Raw genomic sequence first — 21,307 nt, 5'->3', positions numbered from 1 at the left:
AAAGCGACTGCGACAGCGGTTCAGCGGTTCAGCGGTTCAGCGTCTGACTACAAAGACTTAGCGTAAAGATGTACGGTGGTCGCAGGATAGTCCAGCGCATCACCGATATAGCGCCAGCCGAACTTTTCGTAGTAACCCATGCAGGCAGAGTAGAGATAGAGATTTGCATCCCCGCGCTGTCTGCAGCAATCGACAATGGTTTGCTGCAGCCTCTCGCTTAGCCCCCGCCCGCGCCAGCTTTCATCAATGTACAGCGCTGCCAGCCAGGGAAACAGATCCTGGCGGCTGACCAGATCGCAGCGCCACAGCCCCACCGTTCCCACCGGGCGCTCACCGTCAAGAGCCACAAAGGTGATTGGCAGATCGCTTCCCGCAAGGCTGCTGTCGATGACGCTGGCAAAAAAGTCGCGGCTGTTATCGGTGCCAAACGCCTGCCAAAGCCAGTCGGTGATGATTTCGCGCGTTTCCGGCACCGCACTCAGCGGCACGATGCGCAGCGTCATACCAGCTTGCCCTGAAAAATCGGCACCGACTCAAACAGATAGCCGTCAAAATCTGGCGCATCGGCATCGGACAGTTCCAGCAGGCTGTGTTTGACATTTTCCAGATGCTGCCACATCGCCTGCCATGACCCCATCACATCACGACGGCGCAGCGCGGCGAGAATGGTTTGATGGTCGCCAAGCCACTTTAGCCGGTAGCTGCGGGTTTCAATATGGCCGCGCAGCTGCTGCCACAGCGGGCTGCTTTCATGATGACGCCAGATGCTGTTGACGGTATCCAGCAGCATCTGATTCTGCGTGGCCCCGGCCAGCAGCAGGTGGAACATCTTGTCGTTGTCCTGGCTTTTGTCATCCATGGCGATAGCGCGCTGCTCCTGCTCCAGCGTGCGCTTGAGGTTTTCAATATCCGCCTTCGTCGCCATCTTCGCGGCAAAAGCGGCGATATTGCTCTCCAGCAGCTGGCGGGCCTGCAGCATCTCGAACGGCCCGACGTCGCTGCGGAAGAAGGCCTCTTCTTCGTCGCTGCTCTCCGATGGGATGCGCATCACATAGACACCGGAGCTTTGGCGAATGTCCACCGTGCCCTCCAGCTCCAGCATCAGCAGCGCTTCACGCACAATGGTACGACTAACGCCCCAGGTTTCGGCAATGTTACGCTCCGGCGGCAAACGCGAGCCAACCGGATAGTGACCATCAATGATTTGCTGGCGCAGATCGTGGCCGATTTCCTGATACTGCTTTTTTTCCTGCGCAGGCGCACCTTTGTCCACAAAACCACCTTTTGAGCCATTATCCGTATTGATTGGCGCTAGTTTACCAAAGCCAGCGCCTGATCGAGTACTTTTACGCCGTTAAGGGTGCCATAAGCCACCGAATCAATGACCGCGATGGGGATCTGGTAGCTGTCGGTCAGTTTGCGGTTCTCTTCCAGCTTAAAGCGCACCTGTGGCCCGAGCAGCACCACCGCCACTTCACCCACGTTGTTTTCCAACTCGTCACGCAGGTTCTGTTCGGGAATAGCGTAGATCTGATACTCCAGTCCGCGTGCTGCTGCTTCTTTTTCCATCCGCGTCACCACCATGGAGGTAGACATGCCTGCTGCACAGGCAAGGACGATTCTTTGCATGATTAACTCCTTATTTGGCTTCATCATCCAGCTCAATGCTGAGCTGGCGGCTGTCACTGAGCTGGCGATACCAGTGCGCAGATTTCTTCATCCGCCGCTGGCGCTGGTTTTTCAGGTCGATCTCGATCAGTCCATAGCGGTTTTTAAACGCATTCATCGGCGATACGTTGTCAGTAAAGGCCCACAGCATATACCCCTGGCAGTTGATGCCTGCTTCACGGGCCAGCAGCGCCTGATACAGATGCTCGCCAATGAATTCGATGCGATAGTTATCCTGGATCTCGCCGTCGGTATTTTTAAACTGCGCTTCGTTCTCGATCCCCATGCCATTTTCGGCAATAAACCACGGGAAATTGTCGTACTCATTCTTCATACGCTGCGCCATATCCCAGATGATACGCGGCTGGATCTCCCATCCCCGTGATTTATTCATCCGCCGTCCCGGCAGTTCAAAATGCTCGAAGTAATAAGCCGGATGGAACGGGGTTTCCGGATGCCAGGCTCGTGAGGGCGCTTTCACGCGATGCGGATAGTAGAGGTTGATACCGACTTCATCGACGCGGTTGGCGCGAATAATGGCCAGTTCCTGCTCATCGACCTGCCAGTTCACACCATGTTTTTCCAGCAGCGCCAGCAGTGCTTGCGGGTACTCGCCTTTAATCGCCGGATCGAGAAATACACGGTTATAAAACAGATCGTAAATCTCCGCCGCCTGTACATCATGCGCGGCGCCGGAGCGGGGATAAGTCACTTCCGGGTTGAGGATTGTGCCGACGCTGCCCTGATAACCGTTCGCACGGAACAGCTGCACCACTTTCGCCGTGGCGAGATTTTTATGGTGGTTCCACTGCATCCAGGTGTCGGTACTTTGCTGATACGGCCAGCGCAGCGCATCAAGATAGACCCGCGTCTGTACCACCACCGGCTCATTAAACGCGAACCAGCGCGTGACCTTGTGCGCATAGCGGGCAAATACCTGTTCTGCATAACGCACGAACAGCTCGACCACATGTTTCGACGCCCAGCCGCCGTACTGCTCCAGCAGCGTGGCGGGCAGTTCGTAATGTTCCAGGCACAGCATCGGCTGGATGCCGTTGGCCAGCAGCTCGTCAATCAGGCTGTCGTAGTACGCCGCGTACTCTTCATCCACCACGGCGTTTTCATAGTCGGTGAGAAAGCGTGACCAGTTGATTGAGGTGCGGTAATGGGTCAACCCTGCCGCTTTCATCAATGCCGCATCTTCTTTATAGCGGTTGATAAAATCGGTCGCGACCGCCGGGCCGTAGCCGTCATGCCAGACGTGGCGGTCCTGCTGATACCAGGCATCAAGATAGGAATCCTGCCCCGCTTTCTTGCCGCTCCACCCTTCGGTCTGCCAGGCTGAGGCCGCAGCGCCGAGAATAAAATCAGCCGGGATGGGGATATTAACCTTACTCATTTTCACTCCTTAATTTTTCGCCAGCTCAGGCTGTAGCGTCTGCGCTTCAGCGGCTTCTGCGCGGCGAGCAGCAATTTTGACAAACGGGATATAGATGAGGATCGACACCAGGATACAAACGATCTGCGTGACGACCGCCCCCATCGACCCGGCGGTGGAGAGCCAGGCGTTGATGATTGGCGGCGTGGTCCACGGCACCATCACCACCGCTTTGCCGGCGAAACCGGTGACCGTGGCAAAGTAGCCGATAGACCCCGTGATCAGCGGAGTAATGATGAACGGTATCGCGAGGATCGGATTGAGCATGATCGGCATACCAAAAATCACCGGTTCGTTAATGTTAAACAGACCGGGGCCAAATGAGAGTTTGGCTATTTCGCGCATCTCTTTGCGTTTGGTTGCCAGCATCACCGCACTCAGCAGGCCGATGGTCAGTCCGGACCCGCCGATGCTCATATACACATCCCAGAACGGCATGGTGATGATGTTCGGCGCCTCTATTCCCTGTTCGAAGGCGTTCATATTCACCAGAATCGCTCCCAGCAGCAGCGGTTCGCGGATAGGTTTCACCATCTGGTTGCCGTGAATGCCAATCACCCAGAACAGTTGGGCAACAAACATCAGCAGCAGGATGCCCCACAGGCTCTGCACCACCGACTCCAGCGGCTCCTGCACTATTTTGTACACCGCGTCATACAGATACATGCCGGTAAAGCGGTGGAAGATAAAACCCAGGGTGGCGATAGCGGAAACGGTGATAATCGCCGGGATCAGCGCCGAGAAAGAAGCGGCAACATTGGGCGGCACGGTATCCGGCATTTTAATTTTCAGGCGGTCAACATGCTCAAGTCGGCAGTAGATCTCCACCGACAGAATGGCGATAAACATGCCCAGGAACAGGCTTTTGGTATCGGAGAACTGCTTTGCCAGCACATCGGTCACCAGCTGCATCTGGCCGTTGACCATCATGTTTAGCGTGGTGGGAGTGACGGCAATAAAGCAGATGATCGCCAGCAGGCCGGGGAACAGGGTTTTAATGCCGTTGATTTTCCCCAGCTCAATGCCAATCAGGAAGACTGCACCGATATTGAGGAAACTCAGCGTGGCGTAGTTGATGCTAGAGGTAATCGGCTTCAGTTCGGCCAGGAACGACAGTGCCTGAAAACTGGCGAGTCCATTCTTACCGTCGAGCACCATATTGGATATCAGCACCGAGAAGGCACCGACGATAATCACCGGCATCAGAGTAATAAACGATGCCTTGATCGCCATGATATAGCGATAGCTGTTGAACTTGGTGGCAAAACTCCCCAGAGAGTCGATTAGCCGATCCTGTAGAGACATGGGTGAATCCTCAAGGTAAGGGGTCAGGCATCCCGGCATTGATGTTTGTGCAACTTCCGCTGTAGTGGCATACCAAAAATAAACAACCGGTGATTATTTACTGTGATAAAACTCTCAGAAGCGATCACTGGTATTCCAATAGGATGTATAAACCAATTTTGGCATACCAATAGAGGTTGTGATGGATTTTGAACAGACGATGATGGAGCTGCTGATCAATGCAGGTGAAGCGCGATCCCACGCCATGAGTGCTATTCAGCTTGCACGCAAGCGCGACTGGCAGGGAGCAGATGAAGCACTGGCGGCCTCCACAGAGGCTTCACGCGGTGCGCATAAAATCCAGACGCAGTTAATTGGAGCGGATGAGGGCTGCGGCAAAGTGCCGGTGACGCTGATCCTTGTGCACGCGCAGGATCATCTGATGAATGCCATGCTGTGCCGCGATCTGGCCGAAGAGATTGTGCTGCTGAGGAAAGAGATGTTTGCGGGATGAAAACTGACGTGGGGCGAAAGTAAAAACGATCGCCCCCTTGTAGAACCACGCTGGCGCAGGGGCTGACCGGCTTTCCGGTCAGCCCACAGGCCGGATTACAGCTCCAGCGCCAGCAGCTCCGCCACGGTCTGCGCACGACGGATCTGCCGTGGCTGACCGTTCTCGAACAACACCTCCGGCAGCAGAGGACGGCTGTTGTAGTTCGACGACATCGACGCACCGTAGGCACCGGTATCATGGAACACCAGATAATCCCCTACCTTCACCGCCGGCAGCGCGCGGGTTTCCACCTTGCCGCCTTCCTGCTGGGTGAACACATCGCCCGACTCGCACAGCGGACCCGCTACTACCGTCTCGACGGTATTCTGCTCGTCCAGCTGACGGCCATCGCCGGCAATCGCGGAAATGTGGTGATAACTGCCGTACATGGATGGACGCATCAGATCGTTAAAGCCCGCGTCCACCAGCACGAAGTGACGGCTGCCCATCTCTTTCACCACGCGCACCTGGCTGACCAGCACGCCCGACTCGGCCACCAGGAAACGGCCCGGCTCGATCTCAAGTTTTACCGGGTGACCCAGATGTTTTGCCACGCGCTGGCGGGCGGCATCCCACAGGCCGAAATAGTGATCGGTATCGATCGCTTCTTCACCAAAACGATACGGAATCGACAGACCGCCACCGGCAGAAATCGCTTCCAGATCCTGACCGAAGCTGACCACCTGATCCACCATCGCGTCGCACACCTGCTCCAGATGGCTGTAGTCAACGCCCGAACCGATATGCATATGAATGCCGACCAGCTTCAGCTGATAGCGCTGAACCGCTTCCAGCGCCAGTGCCATATCGCCGAACCAGATACCGTGCTTGCTGTTCTCGCCGCCGGTGTTGGTTTTCTGGCTGTGGCCGTGGCCGAAGCCCGGGTTAACGCGCAGCCAGACCGGATGCCCGGCAGATACGGCACCCAGCTGGTGCAGCATGTCGACAGAACCGGCATTGACCGGCACCTTCAGCTCCGCCACGCGGGCCAGGGTTGGCTCATCCAGCAGATCGGCCGTAAAGACGATCTCGTCGCCGCCGGCCTGATAGCCCGCCGCCAGCGCGCGCTCAATCTCACCCAGCGATACGGAATCGACCTTCACACCCGCGGCACGCATCAGGCGCAGAATATGAATATTCGAACAGGCCTTCTGGGCGAAGCGCACCACGTCAAACTGCTGCAGCTGGGCAATGCGCTGCTCAATGATACTGGCGTCGTAAGCCCAGACCGGGCCGCCCGTCTGGCGAGCAAGGGCTAAAAGATTGTCCTGATTCAGGGCGGTAGTGGTGTCGGTCAGCAGGCGTGGCATAAGGGTTCTCCATAAGTGAATAACGCTATTACGCCACATCTCCTGACGGCATAAAAATATCTGTTTTATCGCAGTCTATTCATCCATGATATGGGTTAACTGAATTGTCTTCCCGTGGAGAAAGCGATGGCCGGAGTCTCCCTGCGCCACATTGAGATTTTTCATGCCGTGATCACCACCGGCAATCTCACCGAGGCGGCCGCACTGCTGCACACCTCGCAGCCGACCGTCAGCCGCGAGCTGGCACGCTTTGAAAAACTGATTGGATTACAGCTGTTTGAACGGGTGCGCGGACGCCTGCAGCCCACCGTGCAGGGCCTGCGGCTGTTCGAAGAGGTGCAGCGTTCCTGGTACGGGCTGGACAGAATTATCAGCGCCGCCGAGGGTCTGCGACAGTTTCGTCAGGGCGAGCTTTCCATCGCCTGCCTGCCGGTTTTCTCCCAGTCGCTGCTGCCACTGCTGTGCCAGCCGTTTATGCAGCAGTACCCGGAAGTCAGCCTGAATATCATCCCGCAGGAGTCGCCGCTGCTGGAAGAGTGGCTGTCGGCACAGCGTTACGATCTAGGGCTGACCGAAACCAGCCATACGCCCGCCGGGACCGAGCGCCGAGCGCTGTTCACGCAAAATGAAGTCTGTGTACTACCAAAGGACCACCCGCTGGCTCGTCGCGACTGCCTGACGCCGCAGGATTTTGCCGGCGAAAATTATATCAGCCTGTCGCGTACCGACAGCTATCGCCAGCTGCTGGATAATCTGTTTAACGAACAGGGCGTGCAGCGAAGGATGGTAATGGAAACGCACAGCGCGGCGTCGGTGTGCGCGATGGTCAGAGCGGGAGTGGGCGTGTCGATTGTGAATCCGCTGACGGCGCTGGATTACGCCGACAGCGGAGTAGTGATGCGGCGCTTCAGCGTGGAAGTGCCGTTCACCGTCAGTTTAATCAGGCCGCGCCACCGGCCCGCGTCGGCGCTGGTTGATGCCTTCAGTGAACATCTTCAGCAGCATATCGGCCTGTTCAGCCAGCGCCTGGAGCAGCAGCTGAATTAAGCGCTAACCGGCTGCCCCTGCGCGCGGGAACCGCGGAAGGTGACCAGGCAGATAATCAGGCCGATTGCCGCCAGCACCGCCGCAGAAACCGGCACCGCCGTCAGGCCATAGCCGCCGCCGATCACCGCACCGCCAACCCAGGCACCTAGGGCATTACCGACGTTAAACGCCGAAATATTCAGCGTAGACACCAGGTTCGGCGCATCCTTACCGTGGCGTACCACGTTAATTTGCAGCGCAGGCACGGTGGCAAAGGTGGCCATTGCCCACAGGAACAGAGTGATTTCCGCCAGCCACAACGCGTGAGAGGTCCAGCTGAACAGTAGCGAGAACACCGCAATCAGCGAGAAGCTGAGGATCAGGCTGAACGACACGCGCCAGTCCGCCAGCTTGCCGCCCAGGGTATTACCCACGGTCAGACCGGCACCGATCAGGAACAGGGTCCAGCTGACGCCGCGATCGGTAATTCCGGTCACTTCCAGCAGCAGCGGGGCGATATAGCTGAACAGCGCAAACATCGCGGCGGCGAAAAACACCGTCATCAGCAGCGACAGCCACAGCTTGCCGCTGCTCAGCGCGCTGAATTCGCTGGCCAGATCCACCGGCTTTTCATTGCGATTAGTCGGCAGGCTGACAATCAGGCCGATAAACGCCAGTACGCCAATCACCGACACGCCCCAGAAGGTGGCACGCCAGCCGAACAGCTGACCAAACCAGGTGCCCAGCGGCACGCCCAGCACGTTGGCCAGAGTCAGGCCGGTAAACATCAGCGCCACGGCGGACGCCTGCTTGCCCGGCGGCACCAGGCTTGCCGCCACTACGGCACCGATACCGAAGAAGGCACCGTGGCACAGCGCGGTAACCACGCGGGCGAGCATCAGCAGGTTATAGCTGTAGGCCAGCGCGCAGAGAATATTGCCGATGATAAAAATCACCATCAGCAGGATCAGCGTACGTTTACGCGGCAGTTTCGCCGTCAGCAGCGCCATAATTGGCGCGCCAATCGCCACGCCCAGCGCATAGCCGCTGATCAGCCAGCCCGCAGACGGGATCGATACCTGCAGATCGCTCGCGACCTCCGGCAACAGCCCCATAATCACGAACTCGGTGGTGCCAATAGCAAAGGCGCTCAGCGCCAGTGCCAGTAATGAAACAGGCATTTCACACACTCCCAGGATTGTCAGAATTCAGCCCTCTACGTGGAGAGCCATTATCGTCAGGTGAATATTTTTTACGCGATACGCGACGAAGGTCACAGAACGACATTAAAACACAGGCGAGGAATCGCTTACAGCACGGCGCAGGCAAGGGTGTGTTGCCAAATCAGCAATAATTAGCTCCCCAACATCCGCTGCAAACGTAAGCGAAAAAAACGCCGGATATTAATGACATGGCGAAATATTCACCTGGCGTGAACAAACACATAACACTAGCTAATGTTTTTTCCTGCGGAAAAGTCCTGGTTTTTGGAAATTCCATACCATTTCATTGCGATCTCCCCCGTTGCCGTTAGGCTTAATGAGTTCGTTAACAATATGAAATTACTGCTGTGGATAGCCGAAGGCGTTATGCAGAAACGCTTACTTCACCGGCTATCTTTTCAACTAATCATTGGGGATTATCGATGAGAGTGGTTATTTGCCTGCTAGCCGCCTGTCTGGGCGGATGTTCAGTAGGGAAGTATCAGTACAGCAGTGAAGCTGAAAAACGGGTCGATATGACGGTAACCGGCATCCCCACCATCCTGGGTGCCGGGGCATTGGGAACCACCATTCCGCTGACGGCGAACTACAGCCTGACCGCGGCTCACGTCGCCAAGCTTTCGCTTTATGAGGTGAAATCCTGGCACCCGGAGTGCGATCTGGCGGTGATTTACCACAAGAATGAGGGGCTGAAACAGGAACCGCGTTTCCGCAACGGTAAGATTGGCGACAAAGTGAATATGTACGGCTACAGCTTTATCTCCGCCATGCCGATGGCCTCCAGCGGAGTCAATCTGATTAATACCGGGCTGGTCAACGAATGGAACAAAAAACCCTGCGTGGTGGTCGCCACCAACGCCGGTGTGGTGCAGGGAATGTCGGGCGGCGCGGTGTATAACGCCTCCGACGATTCAATTGGTGGGGTGATTGTTGGCTACACGGACACCGTTAACGATCTGAAAACCGGCAAGCCGCGCTATCGTGATGTCTCGCTGTATGTTCCCTACTCACGCTTTAAAGACTGGCTGAATGATGCAGTGAAGTCCTGATCCGTCAGTCAGGAGCTCACCGCAGCATAAACTCCACCGCCGCCTGTGCATGAATGGCGGTGGTGTCAAACACCGGGACCGGGCAGTCGCTGGCGTTCAGCAACAGCCCGATTTCCGTACAGCCGAAAATCACGCCCTCTGCGCCTCGCGCCACCAGGCCGTCGATAATCGCCAGATAGCGCGATTTAGACTCGGCGGTAAACTGCCCCTGGCAAAGCTCATCGAAGATGATGCGGTTAATCTGTTGACGATCGGCTTCATCGGGTATCAGCGTGGTAATGCCGTGCTGCGCCAGCATCGGTCCGCGATAAAAATCCTGTTCCATGGTGTAGCGCGTCCCCAGCAGCGCAACCTGCGACATCCCCGCCCGCTTAATCGCCTCCGCAGTACCATCGGCGATATGCAGGAACGGCAGGCCGCTCTGGTCAATAATCGGCTGCGCCACCTTATGCATGGTATTGGTACAGAGCACGATCCCCTCGGCCCCTGCCCGCTTCAGCGCCACCGCAGCATCCGCCAGCATCTGGCCGGCTTTATCCCAGTCGCCGCTGGCCTGGCAGGCTTCTATCTCATAGAAGTCCACGCTCCACAGCACCAGCTTCGCCGAATGCAGCCCGCCCAGGCGCTGCTTGATCCCTTCGTTGATCGCCCGATAGTACGGCAACGTCGATTCCCAACTCATGCCGCCGATCAGTCCCAGTGTTTTCATTCCCGTTCCTCAGTCCGTGTTATTGATCCTGTAACACAAACATACCAAACGGATGGATCTGGAGATAGAACTCATCGCCCGGTGAAGGCTGGAGTTCGGTGGCGTTGACCTGCAACAGCAGCTGCTGCCCCTGCCACTCCACCAGCACCTCGTACTGCGGCCCCATATAGGCGACTTTTTTAATCGTGCAGCGCTGGCTGGCATCGCCCTGTAATCCGAGGGTGATAGCTTCCGGGCGCACACCGACGGTACAGTGCTGCAGGCCCGGCGCAAACCCTTCCGGGCGCGGGATGGCGTAACCGAGGATCTCCACGCGATTGCCGCTGATTTGCGCCTCGAAGATGTTGGCATCACCCATAAAGCTGGCCATAAAGCGCGAAGCCGGGAAGCGATAAAGCCGCTGCGGTTCGCCGATCTGCATAATCTGCCCCTTGTTCATCACCAGCACGGTGTCGGAAACCGCAAAGGCTTCGCTCTGATCGTGTGTTACGTACAGCGAGGTGATATTGAACTGCTGCTGCAGTTCGCGGATCTTCTCACGCATGCTGCGGCGCAGGTTGGCATCCAGGTTACTCAGCGGTTCGTCAAACAGCAGCACCTTCGGCTTGAGGATCAGCGCACGGGCCAGCGCCACGCGCTGCTGCTGCCCGCCGGAGATCTGATCGACGTAGCGATCGGCGAATCCGGCCAGATCCACCAGCTCCAGCGCCTCTTCCACGCGGTCGCGGATCTCGCCTTTCGGTTTGCCCAGCATCTTCAGGCCGTAGCCGATGTTCTCCCCCAGCGACATATGCGGGAACAGGGCATAGGACTGGAACACCATGCAGATGTCGCGGTGCTGGATCGAACGATGGGTGACATCTTCCCCGTCGATAAAAATCTGCCCGTCGCTGGGTTTTTCCAGCCCGGCGACCATTCTCAGCACGGTGGTTTTGCCGCAGCCCGACGGGCCCAGCAGCGTCACCATCTCCCCTTTCGGGATGGCGAGGCTGAGGTTTTCAATCACCGAGTTGCTGCCAAAGCGTTTTGCCACGTTGCGCAGTTCAACGAAGCTTTTCTTTTCCTGGGTTTGCGCGAAGTTAGTATTCATATGCACCTTAATTAACGGGTTTTCGCCCGCGAGCGGGCCACGCGCGCTTCACCCACCAGCGCATCGAAAATAAAGATAATTGCCAGCATCACCACGATCAGAATCGAACCGTAGGCGATCGCCATGCCGTACTCTCCGTCCTCAACGCGGTTAAGGATGTAGGAGGTGGCCACGCGCGTATCCGGCGTAACGAGGAAGATAATCGCACTGACGGTGGTGATCGCACGGACGAAGCTGTAGATCAGCGCCGAGAGGATCGCCGGGCGCAGCAGCGGCAGGATGATATACAGCACGGTGCGCAGCGATCCGGCGCGCAGGCTGAGCGAGGCTTCATCCAGCGATTTGTCCAGCTGGCCCAGCCCGGCGATCCCGGCGCGGATGCCGACCGGCACGTTGCGCATCACCATCGAGATAATCACAATCGCCGCGGTCCCGGTCAGATACACCGGCGCGCCGTTAAAGGCAAGGATGTAGGAAACACCCGCCACGGTGCCCGGAACGGCAAAGCACAGCATGGTGGAGAACTCGATCACCTTCTTACCGCGGAACTGCTGGCGCACCACCACATAGGCGATCAGCAGGCCGAAGATAGCGGTAATCGGCGCGGCGATCCCGGCGTACAGCAGGGTGTCGAGCAGCGATGGCCACGCGCCGTCACTGAAGCCCTGACCGAACAGCTTGCTGAAGTTATCCAGCGTCAGGGTGTAATCCACGCCCCAGTTCACGGTGAAGCTGCCGAAGAAGATGCTGCCGTACAGCAGCACGTTAAAGGCGATCCACACCCACAGCATCGCCGTCACCGACCACACCAGCGACACCGGCAGCGGCTGCACGTCGCCACGGGAGGATTTGCCCGAGATGGTGACGTAGGAGCGTTTACCGATCCACAGATACTGCACGCAGAACACCAGCAGTGAGAACAGCAGCAGGATCACGCCCAGCGTACTGGCCGAGGTGTAGTCCAGCTGTGCGCCGGTAATGTAGAAATAGATTTGCGTGGCCAGCACGTCAAAGTTGCCGCCCAGCACCAGCGGGTTACTGAAGTCCGCCAGCGACTGGACGATAACGATCAGGAACGAGTTGGCCAGCGCCGGTTTCAGCAGCGGCAGGAAGACGCGGCGGAAGGTTTGCAGCCGGCTGGCGCGCAGCGTGTAGGAAGCCTCTTCCAGCGACGGGTGCAGCGTTTTGATCGCACCGTCGAGGATCATAAAGGACATCGGGGTAAAGGCCAGCACCTGCGCCAGCCAGATGCCGGTAAAACCGTACAGCCAGTTGGTGTTGGTCAGGCCGAGGTAGTTAACCATAAACTCCGTGACGTAGCCGGAGCGGCCCATCATCAGGGTCACACCCAGACCGACAACGAACGGCGGGGTGACAATCGGCAGGATCGAGAACACCCGCCCCAGCAGCGCCGAGCGTTTGGCGATGCGCGTGGTGTAGATCGCCAGCACCATACCGAAGAAGGTACAGCCGATGCCAACCGCCGCGCTCAGCAGGAAGGAGTTCCAGATCACCTGCAGAATATGCTTCTGCCCCAGCACCGCCATAAACTGCAGCGGCGCAAAAGTACCGTCATCGGCGGTGATCATCGGTTTGAAGATCGCCAGGCTCGGCCAGATGATAAACAGGCCAATCAGCGCAACGATGGCAATCAGCGAGCCTAAAACAAAGCGGTCACCGCCCAGCCATTCCAGCCGCGACAGCGCCACGGTCATTACCCCGCCCAGGGCGCAGAAAATAACGATGCTGCCGTAGCCCAGGCCGCGTTCCAGCCAGGCGGCGCTGACCACCATAAAGACGGCGCAGCACAGCGCCCATGCCGCGTCGAAGCGGTGTCGCCCGCGTGAAGCCGTGCCGCGTACCGGCCGCAGCAGCAGAACCAGCGGCAGCAGCAGCCACGCCTGGCTGATATTGGCACCCGACCAGCCGTAGGCCGCGAGAATCTCGTCAGACGTTGATTCCAGCAGGCCGTAGTCGAGGCTGAAGATCGGCAGTAGCAGGTAACCTGCCACCAGTATCACCAGCCAGATAAAAACAGTATCCCGTCCCTGCGGCAGGCGCAGAGCTGTGGCATCACTCATAGTGTTCCCCGGAGGTTGAAGCGAAAGCGATTGCGCGGCAGCAGGCCGCGCCAAAGTTAAGAATTACTGCCCCATCTTCACGTCGTTAACCCACTTGTTGATCAGATGCTTACGCATCTCGGTGGCGCCGTATTTATCCATGTCGTAGTCGATCAGCTTCAGGTCATCCAGCTTGAGCGAGTTTGGTGAGGTTTCTGCGGTGGTGTTGGTCAGGATCTGGTAGGACTGCCCCTGCTTCCACGCCAGCTCCTGCGCTTCTTTCGACAGCGCCCAGTCCACGAACAGGCGGGCGTTGTCGATATTGCGCGCTTTCTTCAGGATGCTGACGCCGCCAACTTCATAGCCGGAGCCTTCACACGGAGAGATCAGGGTCAGCGGTGCGCCCTTGTCTTTTTCCAGCGAGTAGTCGTGCAGGAAGCCGATGCCAATCGCGGTTTCACCACGGGCGGCGTTACGCGCCGGGGCAATGCCGGACTTGGTGTACTGGGAGACGTTCGCGTTAAGCTTTTTCAGGTAGTCGAAGGCCTGATCTTCGCCCCACAGCTGGGTAAAGGTCGCCAGCGCGGTGTAGGCGGTGCCGGAACTTTGCGGATCGGCGATCTGGATCTCGCCCTTGTAGATCGGGTTGGTCAGATCCTTCCAGCACTTCGGCTCCGGCAGGTTTTTCTGCTTCAGGCGATCGGTGTTGACGCCAAAGCCGAGGATGCCGATGTAAATCGCCGAAGAGTAGTTGCCCTTCACTTTCGCCGGATCGCGGAACTGCGGCATGATCTGATCCAGCACCGGGGATTTATAGGCTTCCAGCAGCCCCATTTCACCGGCCTGAGACTGCGGATCGAGCGTGCCGCCGTACCAGACATCCGCCTGTGGGTTATTCTTCTCGGCATCGACCTTCGCCAGCGTGCTGCCGGAGCCGTTGCGGATAAAGCTGGTTTTCACATCATACTTCTCACCGAAGGCCTTCGCTTCGGTTTCACACATGGCGTTGGTGGCGCTGCAGTAGATCACCAGGCGGCCTTTGGCGTGTGCCGCACCGGACATCGCGCTCACTGCCAGCCCGGCAGCGATCAGGGTAGAGAGGGCTAAACGTTTCATCAGGTTATCCTTATCGTCGAGGGTCGGCAGACCCCGTCGGTTACGGAGCCTGTTTAAATCTCTGCCGGTTCAGTCCGGCAATCAGCAGCGGCATCAGCAGCACGCCGATACAGCCTGCGGCAGCGGTCAGCAGGGCAAAAAAGCCCGACCAGCCGTAGTGCTGCATCACCTGCGCCAGCGGCCAGCCCGCCAGCGCGGCGCCCAGGTAAGCAAACAGGCCGAGGAATCCGGTCACGGTTCCCGGCGCGGCCTTGTGGCTGTATTCCACCGCCGCCAGGCCAATCAGCATCTGCGGGCCAAAAACAAAAAAGCCCAGGCTGAAGAAGCACACCGAGAGCAGTGACCGGTGATGTACCGGTGCCAGCCACAGCGCCGCCATGCTGAGGAACAGACCTAAGGCAAACAGCAAAATCATCGGGGCGCGCTGGCCGCGAAACAGCAGATCCGATCCCCATCCGGCGAACAGCGCGCCGATCACCCCGCCCAGCTCAAACAGCGTCAGCGTGGTGTTGGCGCTCAGCAGGTTTACACCGTGGGCCTCGGTCAGCCACAGGTTGCCCCAGTCGTTGAGCGCGATGCGGATCAGGTACACCAGCACGTAAGAAACGCCCAGCAGCCAGATGGTGCGATTGGCCAGAATCTGCTGGCGCAAAATATCGCGCATCGACATCGCCGGGCTGTGCTCCTGCTGCCACAGCTCCAGCGGATCGCGCCGCCATTCCCCCACCGTCGGCAGTCCCTGCGCGGCGGGCTTATCGCACAGCCGCCAGCAGAGCCAGATGCCGATCAGAATGCCCATAATCCCCGGCAGCAGCAGCGCGGCCTGCCAGCCCCAGCGCATCGCCAGCCAGCCCGACAGCAGCGGCACCAGCGCGCCGCCAAGGTTGATCGAGGTGTTCCAGCAGCCCCACCAGAAGCCGCGCTCGTTGCGCGAATACCAGTGGGTGAGCAGCTTGGCACACGGCGGCCAGCCCCAGCCCTGGAAAAACCCGTTCAGCGTCCATACCAGCAGCAGCGCGCTCCATGAGCCGCAGAAGGTAAAGACGATATTCAGTACCCCGGTAGCGATCAGCCCGCCGCCCATAAACCACTGTGCGGGCGTGCGGTCGCTGATCGTGCCGGACAGAAATTTCGATGCGCCGTAGACCAGATAAAACAGCGTGCCCAGCAGGCCGATGTCGGCTTTATCCAGCCCCAGTTCCAGCTGCATCACCGGCATTACCTGGCTGATGCTGCGCCGCGTCAGATAAAACGCGGCATAGCCGATCACCATGGTGAACAGCAGTCGCGGTCGCCAATAACGGTAGCGCTGGCTAATCTGCTCTGGCGTCAGGGTGATGGCTGCCATGTAAACCTCCGGGTCATCACGGGCTAATATAGGGAAGGCATTACGCCGGGGCATGAGACAAAGTTGGAATGAACCAGGAATTATTCCTGGTCAGGGTGCAGTTTCGCGTGATTTTGTGGGCAAGTTAACAGTTATGCAGGTTCCCGGCGGCGGCAACAGCTGCCAGTCGCCGCCGAGCGCCCGCACCCGCTCCTCAATGCCGCGCAGGCCAAAACCGCCGCCGATGGGCTCGGTAATGCCGATGCCGTCATCGCTGACGCTCAGCGTCAGCAGGCCCGGCTGCTCTTCCAGCGTTACCACCACCTGCCGCGCACCCGCATGTTTGCTGATGTTGTTCAGCAGCTCCTGCACCACGCGATACAGCGTGAAGGTCAGGGTTTCATCCGTAGGAGAGGCGCTAAGCCGGTAATGAAGCTGGAAATCAATGCCGCGATCGGCGAAGGAGAACTCAGCGGCCAGATGCTGTAGCGCTTTGTCCAGCGCCATTTCGTCCAGCACCGGCGGGCGGATCTGCCGCAGCAGCTGCCGGGTCGTGTGATGAATGCGCCGCGACAGGTCACTAATCTGCCCCGCCGCCTGTCTGGCCGCCGGTGCATCGCTGCCGCGCTCCACCAGCATTGCCTGGATCTGGATGGCGGTAATGTTCTGGCCGATCTCATCGTGCAGCTCGCGGGCAATGGCTTTGCGCACCTGTTCTTCAGTGTCCACCAACTGTGCCATCAGCCGGTGCCGGGCCTGTAGCTCTTTTTCCAGCTGCTGGCGGTAGCGCTGTAGATGCTGGGCCAGCTGCTGCTGCCGGCTGACGGCAATCCCCAGCCCGATGCCGAGCAGCGCCTGGGTAGAGAGAAACAGCTCCAGCTCGCGCAGATCGTGAAACGCGCCGCTGGCCTGCCGGGTCAGGGTGATCAGCACGCTGCCGACGATCGCCGACAGCACCCCGCCCTGCCAGCCAAAGCGGTAGGCCATCACCACGTTGGGCAGGAAAACAAAGATCAGCAGCAGCCGCTCCATATCCGGGGCGATCGATACCTGCACGCAAACGCCGATGGCGAAAATCACCGAGCACCAGATCAGCAGCGAGGTGCGCAGCGGCGGATCGGGCATGCGCTGCGCCAGCATATCGCTGAGGTGCTGCTGTTTGAGATATTCATAAATCAGGTAAATAAACGGCGTAAGCAGTACCCCGCCGGTAAAGCTGGCCAGCAGAGTCTGAGTGACCGCTTCCTCCAGCCACGGGCCGATTATCGCACCCTGTAGCAGCGTGTTCAGGGTCACCGCCGCCAGCAGCAGGATCAGCCGCTGCCAGTAAAGCGTGTAGCGATGCCATTGAGACTGACAGATCCAGGCAGGCAGCACGCTCAGCAGCGGCGACAGCAGCATAACTGGCTGGGTAATAAGATGCTCCAGCTGCAGCCAGCTAATCAGCACCGCCTCCACCAGCAGCAGCGCCGCCCAGTAGCGCTTCGGCAGCAGGATCATCAGCGCCAGATGCAGTCCGGCAGGCAGCAGCAGCACCGCCTGCTGGCCGTTCTGGCTCAGCCACAGGCCGATAGTCCACAGCGCCAGCCAGCCGAGGGCGAAAAACAGCGCCAGCATCAGCGATAAAACAATATGGCGCGCCTGCGGCATCAGGTATGGCTCAGCAGCTGATGCTGAAGGGCAAAATGCACCAGCTCAACGGTGGTCTGGCAGTTTAGTTTGCCCAACACGTTGGCGCGATGAACGTGCACGGTTTTATGGCTGAGCGCCAGCTGGTCGGCAATCGCCTTTACGCTGATGCCGTTAATCAGCAGATCGAATACCTGCTTCTCTCTCGGCGTCAGCGAGGTCAGCTCTTTGGGCACCGGCCGGGTCTGGCGCAGCGCACGCAGCGCATCGGCACACAGGTAAAGCCCGCCGACGCTGACCGAACGCACCGCCTGCACCAGCTCCTCCGGCCCACAGCGCTTGGTCAGGTAGCCGCTGGCCCCGGCATCCACCGCGCTTTGCACAAAGGCGCTGGTGTCATAAATGCTGAGGATAATCGCCCGGAAGCCCGGACGCTGCTGGCGCAGGCGGGTCAGCAGGCTCAGCCCGCTCTCATCCGGCATGGCAATATCCAGCACCGCTACGTCGAAAGGCTCGCGCAGCAGATGCGGCCAGGCCTCGGCGGCGGAAGCAAACTGGCCGGTCACCTGGATATCGCTTTCCAGGGAGAGAAGCTGAGCAAAACCGGAACGCACCACGATATGGTCGTCGATCAGGGCTACGTTAATCATGATGGATAAACCTGCTGAAAATTTTGTGCATGATGCCCGCCGAACGGGGCGTTGAGCAAATGCGAGCGGGGAAAATGCTGGGGGGTTAACAGTTTAGGCTGAGGGACAAATAAAAACGGCCAGCAAAAGCTGGCCGTCGGGTAGGACAATAATACTTACTTGCTGCCCGGGCGCAGAGCCGGGAACAGGATCACGTCGCGGATGGTGTGGCTGTTGGTAAACAGCATCACCATACGGTCGATACCGATGCCCAGACCAGCCGTCGGCGGCAGACCGTGTTCCAGCGCGGTGACGTAGTCTTCGTCGTAGAACATCGCTTCATCATCACCGGCGTCTTTGGCATTAACCTGCTGCAGGAAACGCTCGGCCTGGTCTTCCGCATCGTTCAGCTCCGAGAAGCCGTTACCGATTTCACGGCCGCCGATAAAGAATTCAAAGCGGTCGGTGATTTCCGGGTTCTCGTCGTTGCGGCGCGCCAGCGGCGACACTTCAGCCGGATACTCGGTGATGAAGGTAGGCTGGATCAGATGTGCTTCGGCGGTTTCTTCGAAGATCTCTGTAACCAGACGGCCCAGACCCCAGCTCTTCTCAACTTTGATGCCGATAGACTGGGCAATCGCCACAGACTTGTCGAAATCGTCGAGATCGGCCAGGTTGGTTTCCGGACGATATTTCAGAATCGCTTCTCTCATCGTCAGCTTTTCAAACGGCTTGCCGAAGTCGAACTCCTGCTCGCCGTAAGGCACAACAGTGTTGCCCAGAATATCCTGCGCCAGGGTGCGGAACAGGCTTTCGGTCAGTTCGATAAGATCTTTATAGTCCGCGTAGGCCATATAGAGTTCCATCATGGTGAACTCTGGGTTATGGCGCGGCGAAATACCTTCGTTACGGAAGTTACGGTTGATCTCGAATACGCGATCGAAGCCGCCCACTACCAGACGCTTCAGGTACAGCTCTGGCGCAATACGCAGGTACATATCGATATCCAGCGCATTGTGATGGGTGATGAACGGACGGGCAGATGCGCCGCCAGGGATCACCTGCATCATTGGGGTTTCCACTTCCATAAAGTTGCGGTTAACCATGAAGCTGCGGATACCCGCCATGATTTTTGAACGCACAACGAAGGTATTACGGGAGTCATCGTTACTGATCAGATCGAGGTAGCGCTGACGATAGCGGGTTTCCTGATCGGCCAGTCCATGGAACTTGTCCGGCAGCGGGCGCAGTGCTTTGGTCAGCAGGCGCAGTTCGCTACAGTGGATCGACAGCTCGCCGGTCTTGGTCTTAAACAACTTACCGCGAGCGCCGACGATATCGCCGAGGTCCCACTTTTTGAACTGTTCGTTGTAGATGCCTTCAGCCAGATCGTCACGGGAGACGTATAGCTGAATGCGGCCACCGACATCCTGCAGCGTCAGGAAAGAGGCTTTACCCATGATGCGGCGGGTCATCATACGGCCAGCGACGCTGACCTCAACGCCCAGCGCTTCCAGCTCTTCGTTTTCCTTGTCGTCAAACTCGGCGTGCAGCGTATCCGAGGTGCGATCGCGGCGGAAGTCGTTCGGGAACGCCACGCCGGTTTCACGCAGCGCGCTGAGCTTTTCGCGACGCGCTTTCAGTTCGTTATTAAGCTCAACTGCTGCATCAGCGGCCTGCGGTTGTTGTTCAGACATGTGAGTTCCTTATAACCCTGCTTTCAAACTTGCTTCGATAAAACGATCCAGATCGCCGTCCAGAACCGCCTGCGTATTCCGCGTTTCTACACTGGTACGCAGATCTTTAATGCGTGAATCATCCAGAACGTAAGAGCGGATTTGACTGCCCCAGCCGATGTCAGACTTGTTGTCTTCCGCCGCCTGCTTGTCAGCATTTTTCTTCTGCATCTCGTATTCATACAGCTTGGCGCGCAGCTGCTTGAATGCCTGATCTTTGTTCTTATGCTGAGAGCGGTCGTTCTGGCACTGCACGACAATGTTGGTCGGTAAGTGGGTAATACGCACTGCCGACTCGGTTTTGTTAACGTGCTGACCACCGGCACCGGAGGCGCGGTAAACGTCAATGCGCAGGTCGGCCGGGTTGATTTCGATATCGATATCGTCTTCAACTTCCGGGTAGATAAAGACCGAGCTGAACGAGGTGTGGCGACGGCCGCCGGAGTCGAACGGGCTTTTGCGCACCAGGCGGTGAACGCCGGTTTCAGTACGCAACCAGCCGTAGGCGTAGTCGCCGATAATTTTGATGGTAGCGGATTTAGTGCCGGCCACTTCACCATCGGACTCTTCGATGATTTCGGTTTTGAAGCCTTTAGCTTCTGCCCAGCGCAGATACATACGCAGCAGCATGCTGGCCCAGTCCTGTGCTTCCGTACCACCGGAACCGGCCTGGATATCCATGTAGCAGTCGGCGCTGTCGTACTGGCCGGAGAACATGCGGCGGAATTCCAGCTCGGCGAGCTTTTTATCTAAGCCATCCAGCTCGGCAACCGCTTCGTTGAAGGTGTCTTCGTCTTCGGCTTCTACCGCCAGTTCCAGCAGGCCGGAAACATCTTCCAGCCCCTGCGACATCTGGTCGAGGGTTTGAACAATGGCTTCTAATGAGGAGCGTTCTTTACCCAGCGCCTGAGCGCGATCGGGTTCATTCCAGACATCAGGCTGTTCAAGCTCAGCGTTTACTTCTTCGAGACGTTCTTTCTTGGCATCATAGTCAAAGATACCCCCGAAGAACGCCGCTGCGCTCAGTGAGATCCTGAATTCGGTTCTTTACCGGATTAATTTCAAACATGGTTTTAGAATCTTTTTAGGTGATCGAAAAGGACGTGAATGTAACGGAGCAGTTTACCTGAAATAGCGTGCAGTTTGTAGTTTTGACCACGCTTTGGCAGCGTAATAATCCCAACTTGCTATAAATGGAGAAAGTAATGAGCGTAACCGGGGCTAAGATGGCATTAACTGTTACCGGGATGCGGGTGAACGTTACGTGGCGCACTATGTGGAGCATTTTTCTCGCTTCAAATGCGGAGGCCGGGCGACCGTCAGGGGGCAGAACGCCGGATCGCCGTGAACACGTCCGTGTGGGCTTGGCTGCGGCATCCCTGCCGCAGACATCCGGCTTATCTGCCCCCTGACGTTCGCCTTCCGAATTACCGTATCGCTTTGGGTATGCCCCGTTACGT

The 21,307-nt window shown here is 58.1% G+C and carries 19 protein-coding genes; 3 read left to right on the top strand and 16 right to left on the bottom strand.

From position 1 onward, the window contains the following. Positions 1-47 precede the first annotated feature (47 nt). Genes JOE09_RS12910 through JOE09_RS12890 form a run of 5 tightly spaced genes read right to left on the bottom strand, consistent with a single transcriptional unit; the run spans position 48 to position 4,411 of the window. A complete protein-coding gene (locus JOE09_RS12910) occupies positions 48-497 on the bottom strand; it encodes a GNAT family N-acetyltransferase (RefSeq protein ID WP_205066154.1) in 450 nt (149 codons plus the stop codon). 2 nt (positions 498-499) lie between these two features. Further along, positions 500-1,273: an FCD domain-containing protein gene (locus JOE09_RS12905; protein WP_205066038.1), complete on the bottom strand. Its 774-nt coding sequence runs from the start codon at positions 1,271-1,273 to the stop codon at positions 500-502. Positions 1,274-1,311: 38 nt separating this feature from the next. Continuing rightward, positions 1,312-1,629, bottom strand: a complete 318-nt coding sequence (locus JOE09_RS12900) for a PTS sugar transporter subunit IIB (protein ID WP_205066037.1) — start codon at positions 1,627-1,629, stop codon at positions 1,312-1,314. Positions 1,630-1,639: 10 nt separating this feature from the next. Then, positions 1,640-3,067 carry a glycoside hydrolase family 1 protein gene (locus tag JOE09_RS12895; RefSeq protein WP_205066036.1) on the bottom strand — a complete coding sequence of 476 codons (1,428 nt, stop codon included), beginning with the start codon at positions 3,065-3,067 and terminating at the stop codon, positions 1,640-1,642. Between the two features lie 9 nt (positions 3,068-3,076). After that, the gene (locus tag JOE09_RS12890) at positions 3,077-4,411 is read right to left on the bottom strand and encodes a PTS sugar transporter subunit IIC (RefSeq protein ID WP_205066035.1); all 1,335 of its coding nucleotides are present in this window, start codon (positions 4,409-4,411) and stop codon (positions 3,077-3,079) included. Positions 4,412-4,592: 181 nt separating this feature from the next. Here JOE09_RS12890 and JOE09_RS12885 point away from each other — a divergent pair, with 181 nt between their 5' ends. Next, complete coding sequence (locus JOE09_RS12885; protein ID WP_205066034.1) at positions 4,593-4,904, top strand: PTS lactose/cellobiose transporter subunit IIA; 312 nt, start codon at positions 4,593-4,595, stop codon at positions 4,902-4,904. 95 nt (positions 4,905-4,999) lie between these two features. On the opposite strand, the gene lysA is transcribed toward JOE09_RS12885, so the two are convergent. Continuing rightward, complete coding sequence (gene lysA, locus JOE09_RS12880) at positions 5,000-6,253, bottom strand: diaminopimelate decarboxylase (protein WP_200560084.1); 1,254 nt, start codon at positions 6,251-6,253, stop codon at positions 5,000-5,002. A gap of 126 nt (positions 6,254-6,379) precedes the next feature. On the opposite strand from lysA, the gene JOE09_RS12875 reads away from it, so the two are divergent. Beyond that, the gene (locus JOE09_RS12875) at positions 6,380-7,300 is read left to right on the top strand and encodes a LysR family transcriptional regulator (protein WP_200548070.1); all 921 of its coding nucleotides are present in this window, start codon (positions 6,380-6,382) and stop codon (positions 7,298-7,300) included. Here the strand turns inward: JOE09_RS12875 and JOE09_RS12870 are convergent. Further along, on the bottom strand, positions 7,297-8,460 hold the full coding sequence (locus tag JOE09_RS12870; RefSeq protein WP_200560085.1) for an MFS transporter: 1,164 nt from the start codon (positions 8,458-8,460) through the stop codon (positions 7,297-7,299). The genes JOE09_RS12875 and JOE09_RS12870 overlap by 4 nt on opposite strands. 464 nt (positions 8,461-8,924) lie before the next feature. Here JOE09_RS12870 and JOE09_RS12865 point away from each other — a divergent pair, with 464 nt between their 5' ends. Then, a complete protein-coding gene (locus JOE09_RS12865) occupies positions 8,925-9,551 on the top strand; it encodes a serine protease (protein ID WP_205066033.1) in 627 nt (208 codons plus the stop codon). Positions 9,552-9,567: 16 nt separating this feature from the next. Here JOE09_RS12865 and JOE09_RS12860 read toward each other — a convergent pair whose 3' ends face one another. From JOE09_RS12860 to prfB, 9 genes are all read right to left on the bottom strand, one after another. Continuing rightward, entirely contained in the window at positions 9,568-10,260 is a 693-nt protein-coding gene (locus tag JOE09_RS12860) for an amino acid racemase (protein ID WP_200560086.1), read from the bottom strand. A gap of 19 nt (positions 10,261-10,279) precedes the next feature. Then, on the bottom strand, positions 10,280-11,350 hold the full coding sequence (gene fbpC, locus JOE09_RS12855) for a ferric ABC transporter ATP-binding protein (RefSeq protein ID WP_200548074.1): 1,071 nt from the start codon (positions 11,348-11,350) through the stop codon (positions 10,280-10,282). Between the two features lie 11 nt (positions 11,351-11,361). Then, positions 11,362-13,431, bottom strand: coding sequence for an ABC transporter permease (locus JOE09_RS12850; protein WP_205066032.1), 2,070 nt, complete (start codon positions 13,429-13,431; stop codon positions 11,362-11,364). Between the two features lie 63 nt (positions 13,432-13,494). Beyond that, the gene (locus tag JOE09_RS12845) at positions 13,495-14,526 is read right to left on the bottom strand and encodes an ABC transporter substrate-binding protein (protein ID WP_105593870.1); all 1,032 of its coding nucleotides are present in this window, start codon (positions 14,524-14,526) and stop codon (positions 13,495-13,497) included. Positions 14,527-14,566: 40 nt separating this feature from the next. Then, on the bottom strand, positions 14,567-15,874 hold the full coding sequence (gene uhpC / locus JOE09_RS12840) for an MFS transporter family glucose-6-phosphate receptor UhpC (protein WP_205066031.1): 1,308 nt from the start codon (positions 15,872-15,874) through the stop codon (positions 14,567-14,569). A gap of 90 nt (positions 15,875-15,964) precedes the next feature. Further along, complete coding sequence (locus tag JOE09_RS12835; protein ID WP_205066030.1) at positions 15,965-17,503, bottom strand: MASE1 domain-containing sensor histidine kinase; 1,539 nt, start codon at positions 17,501-17,503, stop codon at positions 15,965-15,967. Beyond that, entirely contained in the window at positions 17,503-18,132 is a 630-nt protein-coding gene (locus JOE09_RS12830) for a response regulator transcription factor (RefSeq protein WP_205066029.1), read from the bottom strand. The genes JOE09_RS12835 and JOE09_RS12830 overlap by 1 nt, the downstream gene beginning before the upstream one ends. A gap of 155 nt (positions 18,133-18,287) precedes the next feature. Continuing rightward, entirely contained in the window at positions 18,288-19,808 is a 1,521-nt protein-coding gene (gene lysS, locus JOE09_RS12825; protein WP_205066028.1) for a lysine--tRNA ligase, read from the bottom strand. A 9-nt stretch (positions 19,809-19,817) separates the two neighbouring features. Beyond that, positions 19,818-20,916 (bottom strand): peptide chain release factor 2 gene (prfB, locus tag JOE09_RS12820; RefSeq protein WP_200546343.1). Its coding sequence is split into 2 segments (ribosomal slippage): positions 19,818-20,840 and positions 20,842-20,916, totalling 1,098 coding nucleotides; the frame shifts between segments, so codons are not numbered across the junction. Positions 20,917-21,307 lie beyond the last annotated feature (391 nt).

The organism is Pantoea coffeiphila (genome assembly GCF_016909495.1).
Taxonomy (GTDB): Bacteria; Pseudomonadota; Gammaproteobacteria; order Enterobacterales; family Enterobacteriaceae; genus Erwinia; species Erwinia coffeiphila.
The sequence above is the reverse complement of the archived record's forward strand: the minus strand, read 5'-3'. Positions and strand labels throughout refer to the sequence as shown.

Coding starts and splice junctions, on each gene's coding strand:
- JOE09_RS12900 (WP_205066037.1), bottom strand. CDS start 1,629: ATGCAAAGAATCGTCCTTGCCTGTGCAGCAGGCATGTCTACCTCCATG.
- JOE09_RS12895 (WP_205066036.1), bottom strand. CDS start 3,067: ATGAGTAAGGTTAATATCCCCATCCCGGCTGATTTTATTCTCGGCGCT.
- JOE09_RS12890 (WP_205066035.1), bottom strand. CDS start 4,411: ATGTCTCTACAGGATCGGCTAATCGACTCTCTGGGGAGTTTTGCCACC.
- JOE09_RS12885 (WP_205066034.1), top strand. CDS start 4,593: ATGGATTTTGAACAGACGATGATGGAGCTGCTGATCAATGCAGGTGAA.
- lysA (WP_200560084.1), bottom strand. CDS start 6,253: ATGCCACGCCTGCTGACCGACACCACTACCGCCCTGAATCAGGACAAT.
- JOE09_RS12875 (WP_200548070.1), top strand. CDS start 6,380: ATGGCCGGAGTCTCCCTGCGCCACATTGAGATTTTTCATGCCGTGATC.
- JOE09_RS12870 (WP_200560085.1), bottom strand. CDS start 8,460: ATGCCTGTTTCATTACTGGCACTGGCGCTGAGCGCCTTTGCTATTGGC.
- JOE09_RS12865 (WP_205066033.1), top strand. CDS start 8,925: ATGAGAGTGGTTATTTGCCTGCTAGCCGCCTGTCTGGGCGGATGTTCA.
- JOE09_RS12860 (WP_200560086.1), bottom strand. CDS start 10,260: ATGAAAACACTGGGACTGATCGGCGGCATGAGTTGGGAATCGACGTTG.
- fbpC (WP_200548074.1), bottom strand. CDS start 11,350: ATGAATACTAACTTCGCGCAAACCCAGGAAAAGAAAAGCTTCGTTGAA.
- JOE09_RS12850 (WP_205066032.1), bottom strand. CDS start 13,431: ATGAGTGATGCCACAGCTCTGCGCCTGCCGCAGGGACGGGATACTGTT.
- JOE09_RS12845 (WP_105593870.1), bottom strand. CDS start 14,526: ATGAAACGTTTAGCCCTCTCTACCCTGATCGCTGCCGGGCTGGCAGTG.
- uhpC (WP_205066031.1), bottom strand. CDS start 15,874: ATGGCAGCCATCACCCTGACGCCAGAGCAGATTAGCCAGCGCTACCGT.
- JOE09_RS12835 (WP_205066030.1), bottom strand. CDS start 17,503: ATGCCGCAGGCGCGCCATATTGTTTTATCGCTGATGCTGGCGCTGTTT.
- JOE09_RS12830 (WP_205066029.1), bottom strand. CDS start 18,132: ATGATTAACGTAGCCCTGATCGACGACCATATCGTGGTGCGTTCCGGT.
- lysS (WP_205066028.1), bottom strand. CDS start 19,808: ATGTCTGAACAACAACCGCAGGCCGCTGATGCAGCAGTTGAGCTTAAT.